Source organism: Mongoliitalea sp. (assembly GCF_054166905.1).
This window is the reverse complement of sequence record NZ_JBSZCK010000028.1, coordinates 82,083-100,794: the sequence shown is the minus strand read 5'-3', so window position 1 is coordinate 100,794 and position 18,712 is coordinate 82,083. Positions and strand designations below refer to the sequence as shown.

Sequence of the window (18,712 nt, the reverse complement as noted above, 5' to 3'; positions counted from 1 at the left end):
TCTATTTTGTTTGGTGTTCCACGTGGAACAGTTCGTTAATCTAATTTATTTGTATTCCACTGTTTCACGTGGAACATGTATCAAATAGTGCGATGGATTTTTCTTCCAAGCTTCGCATCAGTTGTTGCTCTTCTTGTTTTTTATCTTTGTATCCAAGTAAATGAAGCAGCCCATGACTCATGACTCGTTTCAATTCTGTCTCAAATGAAATGGATAATTTTTCAGCATTTTCACGAACACGATCTATACTGATAAAAATATCCCCTTCAATAAGTTTTTCTTCCTCCGAATTATCAAAGGTAATAATATCCGTGTAGGTATGATGATTTAGGTATTCTACGTTGATCGTGTAAAGATGCTCATCCGAACAAAAGATGTAATTCAACTCTCCTAATTTTTTTCCGTGAGTCCATGCAATTTCCTTCAACCATTTCTTATAAATGGCTTTGGGCTTTATATCAAACCGGATGTTCTCTTCAAAAAAGTGAACCGCCATTTTTTTACATGTAGAATGTTAAGAGTGCCTTGCTTCCCTTATCTTCAAATTTTACCTCATCGCATAAATGCTTGATGATATAGATTCCTCTACCACCTGATTTTTCTAAATTCTCTGGCGAGGTGGGATCTTCTAAATGATCATAATCAAATCCAGGTCCCTGATCCTTGATGATAAAGGTGACTTGCTCTTCATCAAATTGAAGTTCTAAATCGACCGTCTTATCCTTGTCCTTCTGATTGCCATGTAGAATTGCATTGGTTACGCATTCGGTTACAGAAATCATAATATTTCCATAGATATCTTCATCTATAGGAAACTGTTCCCGTGCGTTATCAATGAAACTTTCTACAATCTTAATATTGTCTATCAGAGAAGGGATTGAAATTTTAATAGATTTCATCAAGCTTAAATTAATTTTACTTAGATAATTTTTTCCTATTCTAACTCTATCATGATTGGACAATGATCCGAATGGTGCGCATCTGCAAGTATTTGCGCATCCTTTATTCGTTTCATCGCACCAGCAGTGGCCATGTGGTAGTCAATTCTCCATCCAAGGTTTTTAGCCCTTGAATTGGCTCTATAACTCCACCAAGTGTATTGATGTGGTTCCTCATTGAAACTACGGAATGTATCCACAAAACCATTCTCAGTAAACTTGTCCATCCATGCGCGTTCTTCTGGCAAAAAGCCTGATGAATTTTTGTTGGTGATTGGATTATGTATATCAATTGCCTTATGGCAAATGTTATAATCTCCACTGATGATCAAATTAGGAATATTTTTCTTTAAATCCTGCGTATACCCGTAGATGTCGTCTAAAAACTTGTATTTAAATTCTTGACGCATATCTCCAGTAGTACCTGAAGGAAAGTAAGCAGAGATGAAAGAGAAATCTTTAAAGTCTGCCCGTACGATTCTACCTTCATTATCGTATACATCCATATTCATACCATAAGTGACTGATTCAGGTTTGATCTTGGTTAAGATTGCAACCCCTGAGTATCCCTTTTTGACTGCTGGATGCCAGATGAGTTCATACCCCATGTCTTCAAAGATACTCCGATCAAATTGCTGAATTTCTGCCTTGATCTCCTGCAGGCCAATAACATCTGGTTCTACAGACTGTAACCAGTCAGCAAATCCTTTATTGAGTGCTGCACGAATACCATTGACATTGTAGGATACGATTTTCATGAATGAAAGTGCTATGATTGACTAATTTTTATTTGATTTCAATCTGGAATTCTTGTTCGAAATATTCCAATACCTGTATTTTCAACAATTTTTCTTGCTCTAGAATGTCAAAATGAGGTAATTTTTTGAGCAATTTCCAATGAGGCCAACCTTCTTGATCAATGTAATCCAACTCATAAAAACCCGCCAAGCTCAAAACCTTACATATTGCGATATGCATCAAATCCTGTTTTTCTTCCTTGGAAAAGTTTTTATTTCCTTGTCCTAATTCTTGTACACCAATCAGAAATAAAACCCCATTGAGATCTTTTGGTTTTTTCCCTATCAGGTCTTCCAAGCCCATCAACAATTTACTCCATCTTTTTTCAAGCTCTAAGTCTCTTTTCAGCATGCTTAGTTATCTCCTTCCTTTTCCAATAATTCCCAGTATTCCACCGCTCTTCTCAAATGAGGAATGACAATCGAACCACCGATGACGGTAGCAATGGAAAATACTTCAAAGATTTCTGTTTTGGTTAATCCTACCTCATGGCATTTTCCCAAGTGATACTTGATACAATCATCGCATCTCAACACCATGGAGCATGCTAATCCAATCATTTCCTTGGTTTTGACATCCACAGCTCCTGCTGCATAGGTATTGGTATCAAGGTTGAAAAAACGCTTGATTACTAAATTGTCAGAGTCCATGATTTTATCATTCATTTGGGCTCTGTAGCTGTTGAATTCTTCTATTAAATTCATTAATTTTTAGGTATCAATTATCTGTAGCAAATATAACAGGTATTTTCCTGTCAATCAGTCCTAACAAGCCTTTTTGAGAATGCGTTTCAACATCTTACAAGATTTTTTGTCTTTGGTCTTTCCTAGAACCTGCGCGGGTTGTAGCAGAAGTCTGTTTGAGTTTGAACATGTGCTCTGTAAACTCTGTGAAGCAGCGCTTCCCATTACCGATTATCACCTCCGTCCACAGAATAATGATTTGGTTATAAAAGTGACCGGATTGATGCCCGTATACCGCGTGATGTCCTATTTGAGGTTTACCAAAAAAGGAATGAGTCAACACTTATTGCATCAACTGAAATATAAAAATAAGCCAGAAATAGGACATACATTAGGTAAGCTCTATGGCCAATTATTGATGCATCACGGATTTCAAGGATCTTGGGATCAGATTACACCTGTACCATTACATGCCCACAAATTGAGAAGAAGGGGATATAATCAAAGTGAACAGTTTGCCAAAGGTCTATCAGAAAGCCTAGAAGTGCCGATGTACAACTCACTCATCCGCTCTGTCAATACCGAGACACAGACTAAAAAATCACGAATGCAGCGCTTGGACAATGTTGAAAATGTGTTTCAAGTTGTGGATCCAATTGAAAACCGCAGAATTTTACTCGTAGACGATGTCATGACTACCGGAGCTACTTTAGTAGCCTGCGCCAATAGTCTATTGCAGCAACAAGCGTCATCTGTGGATTTGGCAGTCATCGCAGCAGGTAAGATGGCTTAATTACCAGCTGCCTCCCGCACCGCCTCCTCCAAATGATCCACCACCAAATCCCCCAAAGGAACCGCCTCCGAAGCCACCTCCGAAAGAACCTCTCCCGGATGAGAAGTCTCCAAATTTTCCCTTATTGCCCCCTTTGAGCATATTGGCCAGCATAATGGTAGTAAACAGATCAATGTTGCCGCCTCTACCACCCATGTGGTTGTTGTTATCTTTTTTGTTTCGGGAAGCAAGTATGAAAATCAATAAAAAGAAAAATAAAAAGAACAAAATTGCTCCTCCCTCATTCGCTCCTGATACCACCTTGTCTGCTTGATATTCTCCACTTGCCAATTTGAAAATCATATCCGTGGCTTTATCCAAACCCACATAATATTGCTCCATGCGGAAATTAGGTACAATCAGCTGTTCTACGATTCGCTTGGCCAAGATATCAGGTACCACGCCTTCCATTCCATATCCAGTGGCTATAAATACTTTTCGGTCATCCATAGCTGCCAATATCAATACCCCATTGTCCTTGTCCTTGCGACCGATACCCCATTTATCGCCCAATTGGAAAGCATAATCACTGATATCGTAAGGTCCTACGGACTTGATCAATACAATACTTACCTGAGAAGAGGTACTGTCATTGTACGCAATCAGTTTTTGTTCCAATCTTGTTAACTCATTTGAATTCAGTGTATTACTGAAATCATTTACCAATCTTGGAGGGTTGGGAACAGGAGGGAAATCTCCTTGAGCGAAGAGATTCAATTGGAATAGAAATGCGAGTAAAAGGATAAAGATGGATCGGTGCATGGATGAATTAGCCAAATGAAATGTCATCAGACAATTCATTGGTGTCAGTTTCTTTGTCAAATGGAAAATGTGCTTGGAGTTGCTCTCCACAGCGTTGAATACCGGCTACCAAGCCTTGTGTGAACTTGCCTTGTTTGAATTCAGCGATCATCAACTCCTTGATACCTTCCCAAAAATCAGGAGGCACTACAGCATTGATTCCACAGTCACCCAATACGGCAAATTTATGATCTTCGACGGCTAAATAAAAGAGGACGGCATTTCGCTGTTGGGTTTGATGCATTTTAAGCAATTCAAAAACTTCCGCAGCCCGGTCCATCACATCATCTGTACAATGATTTTCTATATGTACCTGAATTTCACCTGATGTAACCCGCTCAGCTGCCTGAATGCTACCAACAATCAATCCTCTGTCCTCTTCTGAAAATAAACTCTTTGGCATGATGATTATTTAAAATTGAACTGTAGGCGCATTTTGTGCTCCCTCAGATGCTTCAAAAAAGCCTTTACGCTCAAAACCGTACCATCCTGCAAACATGTTATTGGGGAATGTCCGAAGGGTTGTATTGTAGGTTTGTACATTTTGGTTAAAGTTTCTCCTGGCAACGGCAATTCTGTTTTCAGTTCCTTCCAGTTGAGCTTGCAACTCAAGGAAATTTTGATTGGCTTTCAATTCAGGATAGCGTTCTACACTAACCAGTAATCGGCTTAGTGCTCCACTTAACTGGTCTTGTGCTTGTTGAAACTGAGCGATTTTTTCAGGGCTTAAGTCATCTGCCTGTAAGGTAATTCCAGTTGCTTTGGCTCTAGCTTCAATTACTCCTGTTAAGGTTTCCTGTTCGAAATCCGCATAGCCCCTAACGGTATTGACCAAATTAGGGATCAAATCTGCTCTTCGCTGATATTGAGTTTCGACTTCTGCCCACGTGCCATTCACAGTCTCTTCATTTTGAACAAACATATTGTATACCCCAACGGCCTTCGTGTATAAAAACAGACCTAAGATGGCAATGACTACTATAGGAATAAGTGCTTTTTTCATAGTTTATGGTTAATTTTAATGATTGCTTGTACGAATAATCTCCTGAAATGTTAGCATTTCGGATTAGTTGACTACAATTGTTGTGGTGGCAGGCTTCAGATTTCTTAGGAAAATTTGGAAAACGGTACCTTCACCCACTTTACTCTTGATTTTTAGGTTTCCATCATGAGCGCGGATTTGTTCTCTAACCAAATATAAACCAAGTCCTTTGCCTTCCACATGGGAATGAAAACGTTGGTAGAGACCAAAAATTCTGTCTCCATAGCGCTCTAGGTCAATTCCTATTCCATTATCTTTAAATTCTAAAACAACAAAGCCTTGTTGATCTTTATATGTTCGGATAAAGATTTCTGGAGTTCTGTCTGGGTGTTTATATTTTAACGCATTTGTGGTAAGATTGATGAGAAAGTTTTCTAAGTGAGCAAAGATGTAGCTGATACTTTCACACCCTTCAAAATCTCTTTCAATCAATGCCCCCGATTCCTTAATCTGATTAGCAAGCGAAGTAAAAATTCTATTTGTCAAGTCTTGGAAGTTCACCTCTTCAATTTTCGGGATTTTGTTTCGTTTGATAGAGACTACCTCAATCAAGTCTTTTAATGTATCATTGAGGATATCCGTTGATATTTTCAAATTGGAAATGACTTCTTCATTTTCTACATCTGCAGGATTTTTGGTATTGTATAATTCGAGTAAGGAGGAAATATTTACAATAGGAGCTCTTAAGTTATGAGAAATAATGTATGCAAATCGCTGTAGTTCTTCATTTTGTGATTTAAGATCACGTATCAATTGCTCTCGCTCTTCTTCGGCAATTTTTGTTTCTGTGATGTTTTGTGTCACCAGTAGGATACGGTCAATTTCGCCCAGTTTGTTGTAAAGGGGAACACCGCTTTTGAGGTAATATTGATCTCCGATAATCACTTCAAACATTACTGACTCGCCGTTCAATACCTTATCAAGCTGTTTGCGAACTTCATTAGAGATGTAAGTTTCATATTTCGAAAGGTGAGCAGTTCCTATCAAATGATTCGGATTGATACCCATATCATGATATTCTTTCCCTTCGGTATAGACATAGATCAGTTTTTTATCTAGTACTTCAATGATACCTTTCGGAAAGTTTTCAGCAATGTTACGAAACAGCTGTTCGGATTCAATGAGTCTATTTTCAAAATTCAACCTGTTCAATTCAGCACCAATTCTATCAGATAACACATTTAAAAACTCCCGTTTTCCTGCACCGAAGACTTTTTTATCTTGGTCAAACATTACTAAAAGACCTAGTTGTTTTCCTTCGGCGTCGTGAATGGGTGAAGCCATGTAGCTATTGATTTTTCCATACACCAGATTCTTATCTAAAGGGTATTTTTTATAGGCTTCATTAGTGATGATGAGCGGGTCACCTGACACAAGACATTCCTTGCAGGCAGTATTTTCCAACATGTAGTCAAAGGGTTCCTGTTTCACACCATTTTTATGGTAAGAAATGATACGAGCCATGTCTTTGGAGCTATCAATTTCAGCAATGAAGCAATCACTCATATGTAAATTTAAAGAGAAGAATGCTGTTAAAGAATCAAAGAATTCCTGTCCACTGAATTTAGAGGTTTTTTCAGTGAGTTTAGAAATGATGTTATGTACATATTCTTGTTCAGAAATATCTTCTAAGATTGCTTGGAAATTTTCTCCATTATCAATTGGTTTTGCTGTAGCCCTAAGATGAAATAGTTTATTGTTGAAATAACTTATGTAAGGACCCTCATAAAATCCAAAACCTTTATGAATACTATCCAAATATGCTTGTCTCACAGGGTTATCTCCGATTAGGTCAAACATATTTTTACCAATTAGGAGATTTTTATCTTTGACATCAATTTTTTCAATAAAACTTTTGTTGACATCCATGATAATGCCTTCCTTATTAAACCTAAAGACAGGAAGTGGGTTTTCATCAAAAAGTAAGCGATAGCGATTCATCAAAAGCTTTGCTTCTTCTTCCTTTTGTTTAGAAAGGGTCACATCCACAAAGATACCTGCCCAAATCGAGTCATCTTCATATTGTTTGAGACGATTCGATGCACCATAGATCCATTTAGTTTTTCCACTAGGAGTGATTATTCTAAAATAGCATTCAAAACTATGATCGTTTAGATAGGCGGACCGGTCATTTTCAAGTAAAATCTCAAGATCTTCCGGATGAACAAGCTTCATCAATGCTGCCTCTTGCTCAATGATGCTTGGACCATCTATCTCTGTTAATTGTTTGCAGCCTTCGCTGATAAATATAAATTGGTGCGATAGATCTTGAAATGTCTTCATCAGATAAACCATACCAGGAACCACTCCTGTCAATTGTTCCAAAACAGATTTGTTTTGCAAGAGGTCGTTTTCAATTTTTTTGAGAGTGGTAATATCAGAGATTGCTCCAAACTTCTTATTGTTAGTGGATGTAGAAAAAGTTTTGATATCATCCTTTATGAATATGTAATGGCCATCATTGTGTAAAAATCGGTAAACCATTTTGATCGAATGACTTTGACCCATTTCAAAAATGTGGTGATCATCTGGATGAATTAACTTCTTCCAGTCATTGATATGGATTACTCGTAAAAATCCTTCTTCATATCCCAAAAGTTCGTGGATAGGGCCTGTCCAGAAATACTTCTGGGAATCTTGATCAATTTCGTAATAACAGAAGTTATCTTTATCAGAATCAATACTCTGAGGCTCATTATTTTCCTTAGAATATTCGATTTTAATTAAGGAATGATTAGGGGATAGTTTGATTTTGGTGAGGTATAAGTGATTTGGAAAAAGCGTGAGGCAGGCATATTCATCATCTTTTTTAAACTTTTGTATAGCCTCTGCCTCTATAAATTCGAAGGAGCTGGATATAAATTGCTCCCAATCATCTGACGTTTCTACCTTTTCTTTATTAATGAAGGCATTGTATGCTTTCCTCTCCCTACCTTCAATAATCCATGCATATTTTATTTCAGAGGGAAAACGTAAAGGTGAGATCAGAGCATTGACCAAATAGGAACCATCTTCCATGGCTATTACATATCCTTCTATTTCTGTCAATTGGAAATGATTTTTTCCTATAAAAATTGGAACTGTAGGCTTATCACCATTGCCTAGTGCATCAAAAACTTTATAAAAAAAACTACCTTGAAAGGTAGGGAATAAAGTTTCTATAAAGTCAGTTTTATAAAATTTCTCGCCCTCCTCAGCATAACTTCTAGCTTCGGATGAAATGTATAACAGCTCAATTTCACCGTCCAGATGTTTCTTAAATGTAAGTAGAATATTCTTGGTAGAAGCTGTAACAATCGTTGACATAAGCTATACTGGAAAAGAATGCTGAGGTCGAACCCACCCTAGATTCACATCAAATATAGCAATTATCAAAAATATTATTCACAAAGGACAAAGTATCTGTCAAATTTGTCTTCTCAGTTTAAAACTGGTCATGATTTCTTCGTATTCCTTTAATTCATCGTCATAACGCTTTAAGCCTAAGGAAATCTCACGCCCTTCATCCGACCTAAATAATTTGATCAGATCGGAAAGCTCCCAAAAATCAACGGGGATTTTATTGATGCTGATAATTTCATCACCTTCCTTTATGCCAGCTAAAAAGCCTGGGGAACCATACCGAACACCCCCAATGTAAAAACGCTTTTCTTCTGTTGGAAGCATCTTGGGAGTGATTCCACTCATGTCATACTCAAATGGGTTGCCGAAGGTATTTCCTCTTTTGAAAAATATGCGGTCTCTTCTGTAATCAATGATCATCCGGGTACGACCCCATATTTCTGAACCAATGCTTCCATTTCGTCCACTTTCTTTGATGACATAGCTAAACTCGGTTTCCTCTGGATAGGAAGTTAAAATATCGGTAAAGCGAATGCTCGATAATTTCAATGATTTGACTCTGCCAACATAGCCTACCAAATCCCCACCAAGAGACCTACCTAATTCACTCTCCAAATATCTATGTGGCATCTGAAGCGACTTAGATGTTTCTAAATTGAGTAAGAGTCCATGATTGGCACCCAAATCAACCAAAAGTTTGGCATCTACCTCTTCTCCAAACAATTGCTTCACTTTTCCACGGATGTAAGGTTTAGAATTATCCATGGTGATTTCCAGCTTTTTATAGCCTAAGGGTCTCCATCGAACTCTTTTTGACTCATAAAAAGTAATCAAGGACCTATCATAATCAATTTTAACAGGGTTGTATTTGAAAAATTCATATCCAATTACTCCATATACAGGTATTCCCAATACCGCTTCTAACTCAAAAAAATCTTCATCAAGTACCAATAAAGTTTGTAAATGCCCTTCAATTGGCCCTAAATCCATAGGATTATTTGGAGAAACAGATGCTGTTAGCACCGCCTTACCATCTGCACCTACCAATTCAAGTTTTCTAGTGTAAAATAGACCCAATTCATCACCAATGCTTTTGCTGAATAAAATGTTGGTTTTTACACCTGTATCCAATAAAAAGTTTACCGGCTCCGAACCATTGACGGAGATAGGAATGATGATCAGATTACCAGACATGATGAAAGGAAGCTCTACTTTTTTTGCCTCTTCTTTCATAAAAAATCCAGGAACCTGACCTACAGCCTTTACTTGTATAATCAAGAAAATAAGAAGGCCTAGGGTTCGAATTTTCATATAGAGTGGTGATTATTAGCGTAATTTCATACTGAAAAGCTAGCGATATTCTTTTAAAAACGGAAGAAACAAAAGATTTGTTTATAGATTGAAATTGCATTTTTACCATCGGTCATTTTTTACTAATCTCAATAGTCAAAAACTATCAAACTTGATAAAGTCTAAAAAATCCTGCATCTTTATTTTTTAATCCTTACATATGGCCGAGAAATCTTTAGTAGAAAAAGCTAAAAAAATATTTGAAAACTATCTGTTGAGACAAGGAAGTAGAAAAACTCCTGAGCGTTTTTCTGTGATTGATGAGTTGTATGCCTTACCTCAAGATGAACATATCGATGTGGAAGGTCTCTTCCTGATGATGCGGAATAAAGGATATACCATCAGTAGAGCGACCATATACAATACACTTGATTTATTGGTAGAGTGTGGCTTGGCAGTCAAGCATCAATTTAAGGATAAAGTAGCCTTATATGAACAAGCCTTGACTTACAAACATCATGACCATCATGTATGTAATCAATGCAGAAAAATCCGTGAATTTTCGGATGAGCGCTTGAATGCAATCAAGGAAGCTATGGGTAAAGAGTTCATGTCAGGCATCACTTCACACTCCCTTGTGCTGTATGGGGATTGTCAGATTCCAGCATGTGAAAATTTAAAGCTTGCCTAATAGCAAGCTTTTTTTATGCCTTGGATTGAAATATTTTTCTGTAAATGGGCTTTCTGTAGAGAAATTGCAGGTAAAGTGCAGGATAAAGCAACAACGTCATCAAACCAAAAGGCCCCTTGTAGCTAATTTCATCCCGAATGATGCTTCCCGTACCATCCTTGATAATTCGGTGTTTGTGTTCCCACGCTTTTAGAAAAAAAGGCAACTCTACTCCCTTATCGATGAAGTAAAATTCTTGCTCGCTTGTGTCATCTGCTATAATATCACTCGTCCATCGTTGCTTGAAAAGAATAAAATTCAGCTCTAAGGAAACCACATCTCCAGTAGTAGAACCATCGAAACGGATGAGTTTTACGGGAGGAAAGGGAGGTGCCAATTTTTTGAACAAGCTTTCATTAAAGCCTTCTTTTACTGTAAGATAATCTTGATCAACGGTAGTTTCTATGACAATTTTCATACGTCTCTTTTAAAATACAAACACAAAAATCATGAATAAGGTAAGCCAGATAAAGTCCATAAAATGCCAATAGGTGGTGAATAACTCTATCCGCATACGTTCATAGGGATTTGTCAATAAAACCAAATTTTTGATCTCATCTTTTTCCACCCGGCTATATTGATACACCATTATCAAAGCAAATATCATGGCACCAATTAGGTGGAAAATATGGATTCCAGTTAATACATATAGAAAACTACCAGTAGGAAGGCCCCTAAAATCTACACCAGATATAGCCAATTCTTTCCAACCTATAAACTGCAAAGCTGTGAATATCAGTCCTAAAAAAAAGGTTATCAAAAGGCTGTTTTTAAGTTTTTGTACGCTATCTTCTTTATAATGCAATAGGAGTTTGCTGACAGTATACCCACTGATAAGCAAGATAAATGTACTGAGGATAAATGATTTGGGCATCTTGAACTTAGTGGCTTCTACCATGCTGGTGTCGGATGCCAAGAATGCTGTGGTCATGAATAAAAAAATCAATCCACTACCAAACATACCCAAGTACATGAGTGTCTGGTAAGGGTGCATTTTTTCTATTCGTTGAAACCAACCTTCTTTTGTTTCAGGCATATGGAATACTTCTTTTATGCATAAACATTTTAAAGGGAAGGAGGTTCAGGATTTACATCACATTATTCATCATAGAAGGTTTAAAAGAATCAATTTCCTACCTTTGGGCCTTCAAATCAACAACCGCTATCTTGGAAAAGTCAGCATTTCTCTCGCTTTACGAGAATGATCCTTTTATCCTAAGCTTATCACAAAGCATTCAAAGCAAGCAAGAAAAAAAATTTCAGCTAAAAGGACTGTCCGGTAGTCTGGACATGATTGTTTTTTTGTCCATCCGTAAGCAAGTCGGAGGCTTTCACCTCATAATAGCGCACGATAAGGAAGAGGCAGCTTATTTGACCAATGATTTACAGGAGTTGGTGGAAAATCAAGAAGTCCTTCTATTTCCCTCAAGCTATAAGCGTCCGTATCATTTTGATGAAATAGAAAATGCCAATATTTTGATGAGGGCAGAGATTCTCAATAAAATATTGGATAATCCGAGAGAAAGTACCATTGTAGTTACGTATGCGGAAGCCTTGTACGAAAAAGTAATCAACAAACGCTCCTTGAGAGATCATACCTTCACTGCGAAAGTCGGTGAGAAGGTGGATATTGCCTTTATATCCGAGTTGTTGATGACTTATGATTTTGAAAAAACAGACTTTGTTTATGAACCTGGACAGTTTTCCATACGTGGGGGAATTTTGGATGTATTTTCTTATGCCAATGAACTACCTTTTCGAATAGAGCTTTTTGGAAGAGAGATTGAAAGTATCCGCACTTTTGACCCTGAAACACAGCTTTCCATTGACCCTGTGGAGCATATCAGCATCATTCCCAATGTGCAGACCAGATTGTTACAAGAGCAAAGACAGTCATTTTTGGAGTTTCTGCCGGAACAGACCTGTGTGTGGATGAAGGATGTTTCCTTTACACTCGATACCATTGATGAAAACTTCCGAAAAGCGGAAAATCAGTTTTATCAGATTGTGAGCACTATCCAAAATGATAAACTTCTCCTCAAGCCTACTGACCTCTTTGATAACTCACAAAGTTTTGAGGCTAAAGCAAAGCAATTTGCGCTACTGGAATTTGGTCACAGATTTTATTGGAAAGATGCTATCAAGCAAGATTTTCAATCACAGCCTCAGCCATCCTTCAATAAAAATTTTGATTTACTGGTGGAAAATTTGGCTACCAATGAGAAAGAAGGGTGGGTTAATATCATTTGCTCCGAAAGTGAAAAGCAGCTGACCCATTTGGAGAATATTTTCCAGGAATTGGACCCTACTCTCCGCTATCAGACCCTACAAATGGGTATTAGGGAAGGCTTTGTGGATAAGAAACAGAAGATAGCCTGTTATACAGATCATCAGATTTTTGAGCGATTTCACCGCTACAAATCCAAAAACAAAACCAATAAATCTAAGGCCCTGACCTTAAGGGAGCTCAAAACCCTGCATCCAGGAGATTTTGTGGTGCATGTGGATTATGGTGTGGGAAGATTTGCGGGATTAGAAAAGGTAGATGTCAATGGAAAGCAACAGGAAGCCGTCCGTCTGATTTTCAGGGATGATGATTTGCTTTATGTGAATATTCACTCACTGCATAAGATTTCCAAGTATTCTGGACAAGAGGGGACTGTCCCATCTATGTCAAAGCTAGGCAGTCCTGAATGGGAAAATAAAAAGCGTAAAGTTAAGAGCCAGGTTAAGGACATAGCAAAGGAGTTGATAGCACTCTATGCCAAGCGAAGGACTGCGCCAGGTTACCAATTCCATCCAGATTCTGTCTTGCAAGTGGAGTTGGAAAGCTCGTTTGTTTTTGAAGACACCCCAGACCAAGCTTTGGCCACTAGCGATGTCAAGGCTGACATGGAAAAACCGCATCCTATGGACCGACTGGTCTGCGGAGATGTGGGCTTTGGTAAAACAGAGGTCGCTATCCGTGCAGCATTTAAAGCAGTCAATGACCGAAAGCAGGTAGCTGTTTTGGTTCCCACGACTATTTTGGCCATGCAGCATTACCGCACCTTTAGCGAGCGACTGGGAAATTTCCCTGTAAAAGTGGAATACATCAATCGCTTCCGTACAGCCAAAGAAATCAAAGAAATTACCAAACAAGTAGCTTCTGGAGAAATAGATATCCTCGTAGGGACACATCGTATTGTCAATAAAGATGTCAAATTCAAAGATCTTGGTCTTTTGATCATTGATGAGGAGCAAAAGTTTGGGGTGAAAGTAAAAGATCAGCTCAAGGAGATGAAGGTGAATGTGGATGTATTGACGTTGACAGCCACGCCAATTCCCCGAACCTTACATTTTTCTCTGATGGGCGCTCGGGATTTGTCCGTAATTGCTACGCCTCCTCCAAACAGGCAACCGGTTACAACAGAAATCCATGCATTTCAGGAAGAAGTCATCCGGGATGCCATAGCTTATGAACTTCGAAGAGGTGGACAAGTCTTTTTTGTCCATAATCGTGTCGGAGAAATTGATTCCATTGCCAATTTGATTCTCCGTTTGGTGCCTGATGCCCGAATTGCCGCTGCCCATGGGCAGATGGATGGAAAGCAATTGGAGAAAATTATGGTGAAGTTTATAGAAGGAGAATACGATATTCTAGTATCCACCAATATTATTGAGTCAGGGTTGGATATTCCCAATGCCAATACCATTATCATCAATCGGGCTCATATGTTTGGTTTGAGTGATTTGCATCAGATGCGTGGTCGTGTGGGTCGAAGCAATAAAAAAGCCTTCTGCTATTTGTTGACTGCACATCCTACACATTTGACGCCAGAGGCTAGAAAGCGCCTACAAACCTTGGAAGAGTTTTCTGATTTAGGAGATGGTTTTAAAGTCGCCATGCGGGACTTGGATATCCGTGGGGCCGGTAATTTATTAGGGGCCGAACAAAGTGGCTTTATTACGGATCTGGGCTTTGATATGTACCATAAAATATTGGATGAGGCTGTTCAGGAATTGAAAGAAAATGAGTTTGCAGCCCTGTTTGAGGTGGATTTGAAAGAAAAAGTTGAGGTCCTGGTTCAGGATTGCGTGATTGAAACTGACTTTGAATTATTGATTCCAGAGGAATATGTGAGTAATATTTCCGAGCGATTACAATTATATTCCAAATTGGATGGAATCAAGGAGGAAGAAGAGCTTCAAAAGTATCTCAATTCTATTAGAGATCGCTTTGGTCCAGTTCCGAGAGTGGTTGAAGATTTATTTGAAACAGTGCGATTGCGTTGGGAAGCTGAAAAGCTAGGTTTTGAGAAATTAGTCTTGAAAAATAATCAGATGAAGTGCTATTTTGTACCTTCCTCTAAAGAGAAGTATTATAAGTCTGCCACCTTCGGTACTATACTCAAAAATATACAAGGATATGCCAAGCGTTGCAAGATAAAAGAGGTCAAAACACGGTTAATACTTACTATTGAGGAGGTTAGGACAATCACTGCGGCTAAAAAGTGGCTTGAAAACTTAAAATCTTGAAAATTTTATGTGGCCTGATAATTGCTGTTTCATCGGATAAATTTGTAGTATTTGGTCAAAATCACCTCAAAAAGGCTTTTTCTCTGAGCTGGAGAAAAAAAATAATGTTTGAATCGGATATTATAGATTATATATTAGCGTTTATATTATGCACAAAAAACAGTAATTGACAATGGTTTTTGGAAAAAGAAATTGGGGATTGACCATGGCTTCCTTCTTATTGCTTGGAGGTCTTATTCTTTCGGCTTGTAACAAACAGCCTGGATATGGTCGTAGAACTGCCGCCAAGCCTGGTAAGACCAGTGCTTCTACAGGTGGAGCATTCAGCTTTGATGCGAATGATTCATCCAAATTTTTCGTAGCCAGATTCGCTGATCAAAAAATCGGACCAAGATTGAAGTACATCCAAGGTGGTAGAACAGTTTTAGGAACGCAAGAACAGGATATCATGGCTTTTCGTGACAATGTGGAGAGAACAGTTACCATTGCTTCCTTTTATATGGATGAAACAGAGGTGACCAACTTGGATTACCGAGAGTTTTTGTTTTACATGGCACGTAGCGTAAGTGCAGATTCTATTCAGAAATTGGAACCTCGTGATAGAGTTTGGGCAGGTGCGATGTCTTACAATGATGTCTATGATACGTATTACTTTAGATTTCCTGGGTTTAATTTCTACCCCGTAGCAGGTGTTTCTTGGAATCAGGCTAATACCTATTCTAAATGGAGAACTGAGTTTGTAGGAAATCTGCTTCGTGAGAAAAATAAAATTGACAGTACTTTAAGCAAAAAGCAGTTGATTGAAAGAGGTGTTGGTATTGCCGAGTATAGACTACCCAATGAGGCAGAGTGGGAATATGCTGCTAAGGCTATGATTGGTACTCAATACAATGACGAAAACCAAGAATTTGGAAGAATCTATCCTTGGGATGGACGTGGGTTAAGAAATCCATACAATATCAAGAGAAAAGGTCGTCAAGGTGATTTCTTGGTAAACTTTAAAAGAGGTAGAGGTGACTATGCTGGTATTGCAGGTTCCAAAACCAATGATGGAGAAATTCTGCCTACAAATGTATACGATATGCCTCCAAACGATTTTGGCTTGTACCACATGGCAGGTAACATGAATGAGTGGGTGAATGATGTGTACCGACCACTTTCATTCCAAGACTTTGACGATTTGAATCCCTTGAGAAAAGACGGAATTTTTGACAAACAAGAAACGTATGAAACAACCTTGATTACCGATGAGTATCGCGTTTATAAGGGAGGTTCATGGAGAGATATGGCTTATTGGATGGCGCCTGGTACACGTAGATTTATGCATCAGGATTCAGCAACTAACCACATTGGATTCCGTTGTGCGATGATTTCCATAGGAGGAAAAGGAAAATAAAAAAATAATCCATTTGAAATTACGATAGAAAAGGGGCCTAAAAAGCCCCTTTTTGCTTGTTAGCGCTCCCCAACCAAGGCAGCTTTTAATTGAAAATAGGAAAAGCGGTCTCCAAAATGTTCCTTTAGTGGTTTGAGGTAATGCGACCCTTGACGCCTATAAGCTAATCGAATGGTCAATAAGTCATCTTTACTCAAGATTTCTTCTACTTCCAATTTTCCAGCTTCTATCATGCGAATCAGATGATCTTCAATTGTGGTGTGGTTGAGATCACGTTCTTGGGCTATTTGATAGATTTTTTTGCCACTTTGAAATAATTTCAATGTGATGATTTCTGATCCAGATCCACTTGGGGCTTTGGGTTTGCTGCTATTGAGTTTGCGCTTGGGTTTCAGTTGGTGTTTACTGACATAATCCTGTATGATTTTCATAAACGAACTCCCATAATTGTTCGCCTTTATTTGTCCCACACCTGAAATTGTCAAGAATGAATCCTTATCTATGGGTAAGTAGGTGGCCATCTCTATCAAGCTGTTGTCGCCAAATATGGCATAAGGTGGAATATTGGCTTCTCGGGCTAGTTGTAATCGAAGAGATTTCAATTCATCCACTAATTCAATCTCGTGTACGGCATTTGTTGTTTTTCCACTGCTTAAACTTTCCTCCATTGGCAAAAGAATTTTTTCTTTTCCCTTGAGTTTCTCCCAAGCCATCTGGGTCAGTTTGAAGGTTGGGAATTGTGTTCCTGCCTCTGCAAGGTATCCATGCTGCACAAGTTTGTTTCCCAAGTTTTTCCAAAATTCTTCGGGACGGTCTTTTCCGATACCATAGACGGATAGTTCTTGATGCTGCACTTGTATTTTACTTGATTTGGAGCCACGCAGTACCAGTATGACATAGCCTAAACCATAGGATTCACCTAATCTGGCTACAGTAGATAAGAGCATTTGGGAAGGAATCGTCATGTCTTGTTGTTTCCCTTTTTGGAAGCAGACATCACAGTTTCCGCACTCTCCTGGATGATTTTCGTCAAAGTAGTTGAGTAAATATTTCCGGCGGCAGATATTGCTTTGACTGAAGGAATTCATCCGAAGCAGTTTTTCTTGCATCACTTCTACAAAGTCTTTGTTTTCCGCTTGCTCCAGCATCCGGTTGAGCGTCATGTAGTCTTGATAGGAATAAAATAGCAATGCTTCACTGGGGAGCCCATCTCTCCCAGCCCTACCTGTTTCTTGATAATAGCCTTCAATGTTTTGAGGCATGTTCATATGTACCACGAAACGAACGTTGGGCTTATCGATTCCCATACCGAATGCAATTGTTGCTACGATAATTTTGACTTCGTCTTTGATAAAAAGTTCTTGGTTTTTTTCACGGATGTCCCGTGCCAAGCCTGCATGATAGGGCAATGCAGATAAGCCTCTTGCTTGCAGTTCTTGGGCAGTTTCTTCTACGTTTTTTCTGGATAGGCAATAAATGATGCCCGAGTCTTTTTGGTGAAAGTCTAAAAACTCCATCAGCTTCCCCATGGCATCCTGTTTTGCTGTTACACGGTAGGTGATATTACTTCTATCAAAGGAAGAAATAAACCATTGGGGCATATGTAAACCCAGTTTATCTGCAATATCCGTGCGTGTGCGTTTATCGGCAGTGGCTGTCAAGGCAATGAAAGGCACTTGGGGAAATTGTCGACGGAGCTCACCAATCCGCAAATATTCCGGCCTGAAATCATGTCCCCATTGAGATACGCAGTGTGCTTCGTCCACTGCCACAAGCCCTAAGGTGATTTCTTTAAGGAAATCCATTAAAGGATAGGAGCCTCCAAATAGACGTTCCGGCGCAACATATAAAAGCTTGATTGCTGATTTTTTGATTTGCTCGGAGATGTGTCGCTGTTCAGAAATACTTTGTGATGAATTCAAGAAAGCTGCGGAAATACCATTTGCGTTCAACGAATCTACCTGATCTTTCATCAGGGAAATCAATGGTGAAATAACCAAGGTCAAGCCGTCAGATAACATGGCAGGCACTTGGTAGCAAATAGATTTTCCTCCTCCAGTTGGCATCAGTACGATGGTATCTTTTTTCTCTAGAATGGAAGTAATAATTGCTTCTTGATTACCTCTGAAATTTTGGTAACCAAAGTATTGCCTCAAAATTCCTTTCGCATGTTCTTGGGTAGGTAGTTCCATAGGCCAAAAGTTTTTGGTTTATCAAAGGTTAAAATTACGGAATCGATCCAAAAATTGGGCTTTAGTCGACTATTTAAGCATTTAAATGTTTGCTCAAGAAGAATTGCTTTAGGTTTATATCAAATTCCAATCATTTTTTGAAGGTCAAAT

Annotated in this window: 17 protein-coding genes; 4 read left to right on the top strand and 13 right to left on the bottom strand. The window is 38.6% G+C overall.

The annotated features are described in order from the left end of the window. Positions 1 to 64: 64 nt before the first annotated feature. Genes ybeY through ACXIUD_RS10760 form a run of 5 tightly spaced genes read right to left on the bottom strand, consistent with a single transcriptional unit; the run spans position 65 to position 2,440 of the window. On the bottom strand, positions 65 to 496 hold the full coding sequence (gene ybeY / locus ACXIUD_RS10780) for an rRNA maturation RNase YbeY (RefSeq protein WP_458052645.1): 432 nt from the start codon (positions 494 to 496) through the stop codon (positions 65 to 67). Between the two features lie 4 nt (positions 497 to 500). Then, complete coding sequence (locus ACXIUD_RS10775; RefSeq protein ID WP_458052644.1) at positions 501 to 899, bottom strand: ATP-binding protein; 399 nt, start codon at positions 897 to 899, stop codon at positions 501 to 503. A 35-nt stretch (positions 900 to 934) separates the two neighbouring features. Beyond that, entirely contained in the window at positions 935 to 1,696 is a 762-nt protein-coding gene (locus tag ACXIUD_RS10770; protein WP_458052643.1) for an exodeoxyribonuclease III, read from the bottom strand. A gap of 28 nt (positions 1,697 to 1,724) precedes the next feature. After that, entirely contained in the window at positions 1,725 to 2,087 is a 363-nt protein-coding gene (locus ACXIUD_RS10765) for a hypothetical protein (RefSeq protein WP_458052642.1), read from the bottom strand. A gap of 2 nt (positions 2,088 to 2,089) precedes the next feature. Next, positions 2,090 to 2,440 carry a carboxymuconolactone decarboxylase family protein gene (locus tag ACXIUD_RS10760; RefSeq protein WP_458052641.1) on the bottom strand — a complete coding sequence of 117 codons (351 nt, stop codon included), beginning with the start codon at positions 2,438 to 2,440 and terminating at the stop codon, positions 2,090 to 2,092. Between the two features lie 79 nt (positions 2,441 to 2,519). On the opposite strand from ACXIUD_RS10760, the gene ACXIUD_RS10755 reads away from it, so the two are divergent. Continuing rightward, on the top strand, positions 2,520 to 3,212 hold the full coding sequence (locus ACXIUD_RS10755; RefSeq protein WP_458052640.1) for a ComF family protein: 693 nt from the start codon (positions 2,520 to 2,522) through the stop codon (positions 3,210 to 3,212). Here the strand turns inward: ACXIUD_RS10755 and ACXIUD_RS10750 are convergent, their stop codons facing one another. From ACXIUD_RS10750 to ACXIUD_RS10730, 5 genes are all read right to left on the bottom strand, one after another. After that, positions 3,213 to 4,013 (bottom strand): TPM domain-containing protein, encoded by an 801-nt coding sequence (locus ACXIUD_RS10750; RefSeq protein WP_458052639.1) that lies wholly within the window; start codon positions 4,011 to 4,013, stop codon positions 3,213 to 3,215. A gap of 7 nt (positions 4,014 to 4,020) precedes the next feature. Then, positions 4,021 to 4,455, bottom strand: coding sequence for a TPM domain-containing protein (locus tag ACXIUD_RS10745; RefSeq protein WP_458052638.1), 435 nt, complete (start codon positions 4,453 to 4,455; stop codon positions 4,021 to 4,023). A gap of 9 nt (positions 4,456 to 4,464) precedes the next feature. Further along, entirely contained in the window at positions 4,465 to 5,055 is a 591-nt protein-coding gene (locus ACXIUD_RS10740; RefSeq protein ID WP_458052637.1) for a LemA family protein, read from the bottom strand. A gap of 63 nt (positions 5,056 to 5,118) precedes the next feature. Further along, positions 5,119 to 8,400, bottom strand: a complete 3,282-nt coding sequence (locus ACXIUD_RS10735) for an ATP-binding protein (protein WP_458052636.1) — start codon at positions 8,398 to 8,400, stop codon at positions 5,119 to 5,121. A gap of 99 nt (positions 8,401 to 8,499) precedes the next feature. Continuing rightward, on the bottom strand, positions 8,500 to 9,747 hold the full coding sequence (locus ACXIUD_RS10730; RefSeq protein WP_458052635.1) for an aspartyl protease family protein: 1,248 nt from the start codon (positions 9,745 to 9,747) through the stop codon (positions 8,500 to 8,502). 199 nt (positions 9,748 to 9,946) lie between these two features. Here ACXIUD_RS10730 and ACXIUD_RS10725 point away from each other — a divergent pair, with 199 nt between their 5' ends. Further along, positions 9,947 to 10,417 carry a Fur family transcriptional regulator gene (locus ACXIUD_RS10725; RefSeq protein ID WP_458052634.1) on the top strand — a complete coding sequence of 157 codons (471 nt, stop codon included), beginning with the start codon at positions 9,947 to 9,949 and terminating at the stop codon, positions 10,415 to 10,417. Between the two features lie 13 nt (positions 10,418 to 10,430). Here the strand turns inward: ACXIUD_RS10725 and ACXIUD_RS10720 are convergent, their stop codons facing one another. Continuing rightward, positions 10,431 to 10,874: an SRPBCC family protein gene (locus ACXIUD_RS10720; protein ID WP_458052633.1), complete on the bottom strand. Its 444-nt coding sequence runs from the start codon at positions 10,872 to 10,874 to the stop codon at positions 10,431 to 10,433. Positions 10,875 to 10,883: 9 nt separating this feature from the next. After that, a complete protein-coding gene (locus ACXIUD_RS10715) occupies positions 10,884 to 11,492 on the bottom strand; it encodes a cytochrome c oxidase subunit 3 (RefSeq protein WP_458052632.1) in 609 nt (202 codons plus the stop codon). Between the two features lie 131 nt (positions 11,493 to 11,623). On the opposite strand from ACXIUD_RS10715, the gene mfd reads away from it, so the two are divergent. Then, complete coding sequence (gene mfd / locus ACXIUD_RS10710) at positions 11,624 to 14,974, top strand: transcription-repair coupling factor (RefSeq protein ID WP_458052631.1); 3,351 nt, start codon at positions 11,624 to 11,626, stop codon at positions 14,972 to 14,974. 172 nt (positions 14,975 to 15,146) lie between these two features. After that, the gene (gldJ, locus tag ACXIUD_RS10705) at positions 15,147 to 16,370 is read left to right on the top strand and encodes a gliding motility lipoprotein GldJ (RefSeq protein WP_458052630.1); all 1,224 of its coding nucleotides are present in this window, start codon (positions 15,147 to 15,149) and stop codon (positions 16,368 to 16,370) included. A 59-nt stretch (positions 16,371 to 16,429) separates the two neighbouring features. Here gldJ and recQ read toward each other — a convergent pair whose 3' ends face one another. Next, positions 16,430 to 18,562, bottom strand: coding sequence for a DNA helicase RecQ (gene recQ, locus ACXIUD_RS10700; RefSeq protein ID WP_458052629.1), 2,133 nt, complete (start codon positions 18,560 to 18,562; stop codon positions 16,430 to 16,432). Positions 18,563 to 18,712 lie beyond the last annotated feature (150 nt).

Bases quoted from the DNA above. Each gene is read 5' to 3' on its own strand.
- ACXIUD_RS10740 (WP_458052637.1), bottom strand. From the start codon at position 5,055: ATGAAAAAAGCACTTATTCCTATAGTAGTCATTGCCATCTTAGGTCTG.
- recQ (WP_458052629.1), bottom strand. From the start codon at position 18,562: ATGGAACTACCTACCCAAGAACATGCGAAAGGAATTTTGAGGCAATAC.
- ACXIUD_RS10775 (WP_458052644.1), bottom strand. From the start codon at position 899: ATGAAATCTATTAAAATTTCAATCCCTTCTCTGATAGACAATATTAAG.
- ACXIUD_RS10760 (WP_458052641.1), bottom strand. From the start codon at position 2,440: ATGAATTTAATAGAAGAATTCAACAGCTACAGAGCCCAAATGAATGAT.
- ACXIUD_RS10735 (WP_458052636.1), bottom strand. From the start codon at position 8,400: ATGTCAACGATTGTTACAGCTTCTACCAAGAATATTCTACTTACATTT.
- ACXIUD_RS10720 (WP_458052633.1), bottom strand. From the start codon at position 10,874: ATGAAAATTGTCATAGAAACTACCGTTGATCAAGATTATCTTACAGTA.
- ACXIUD_RS10745 (WP_458052638.1), bottom strand. From the start codon at position 4,455: ATGCCAAAGAGTTTATTTTCAGAAGAGGACAGAGGATTGATTGTTGGT.
- ACXIUD_RS10770 (WP_458052643.1), bottom strand. From the start codon at position 1,696: ATGAAAATCGTATCCTACAATGTCAATGGTATTCGTGCAGCACTCAAT.
- ybeY (WP_458052645.1), bottom strand. From the start codon at position 496: ATGGCGGTTCACTTTTTTGAAGAGAACATCCGGTTTGATATAAAGCCC.
- ACXIUD_RS10765 (WP_458052642.1), bottom strand. From the start codon at position 2,087: ATGCTGAAAAGAGACTTAGAGCTTGAAAAAAGATGGAGTAAATTGTTG.
- gldJ (WP_458052630.1), top strand. From the start codon at position 15,147: ATGGTTTTTGGAAAAAGAAATTGGGGATTGACCATGGCTTCCTTCTTA.
- ACXIUD_RS10715 (WP_458052632.1), bottom strand. From the start codon at position 11,492: ATGCCTGAAACAAAAGAAGGTTGGTTTCAACGAATAGAAAAAATGCAC.
- ACXIUD_RS10755 (WP_458052640.1), top strand. From the start codon at position 2,520: ATGCGTTTCAACATCTTACAAGATTTTTTGTCTTTGGTCTTTCCTAGA.
- ACXIUD_RS10725 (WP_458052634.1), top strand. From the start codon at position 9,947: ATGGCCGAGAAATCTTTAGTAGAAAAAGCTAAAAAAATATTTGAAAAC.
- ACXIUD_RS10750 (WP_458052639.1), bottom strand. From the start codon at position 4,013: ATGCACCGATCCATCTTTATCCTTTTACTCGCATTTCTATTCCAATTG.
- ACXIUD_RS10730 (WP_458052635.1), bottom strand. From the start codon at position 9,747: ATGAAAATTCGAACCCTAGGCCTTCTTATTTTCTTGATTATACAAGTA.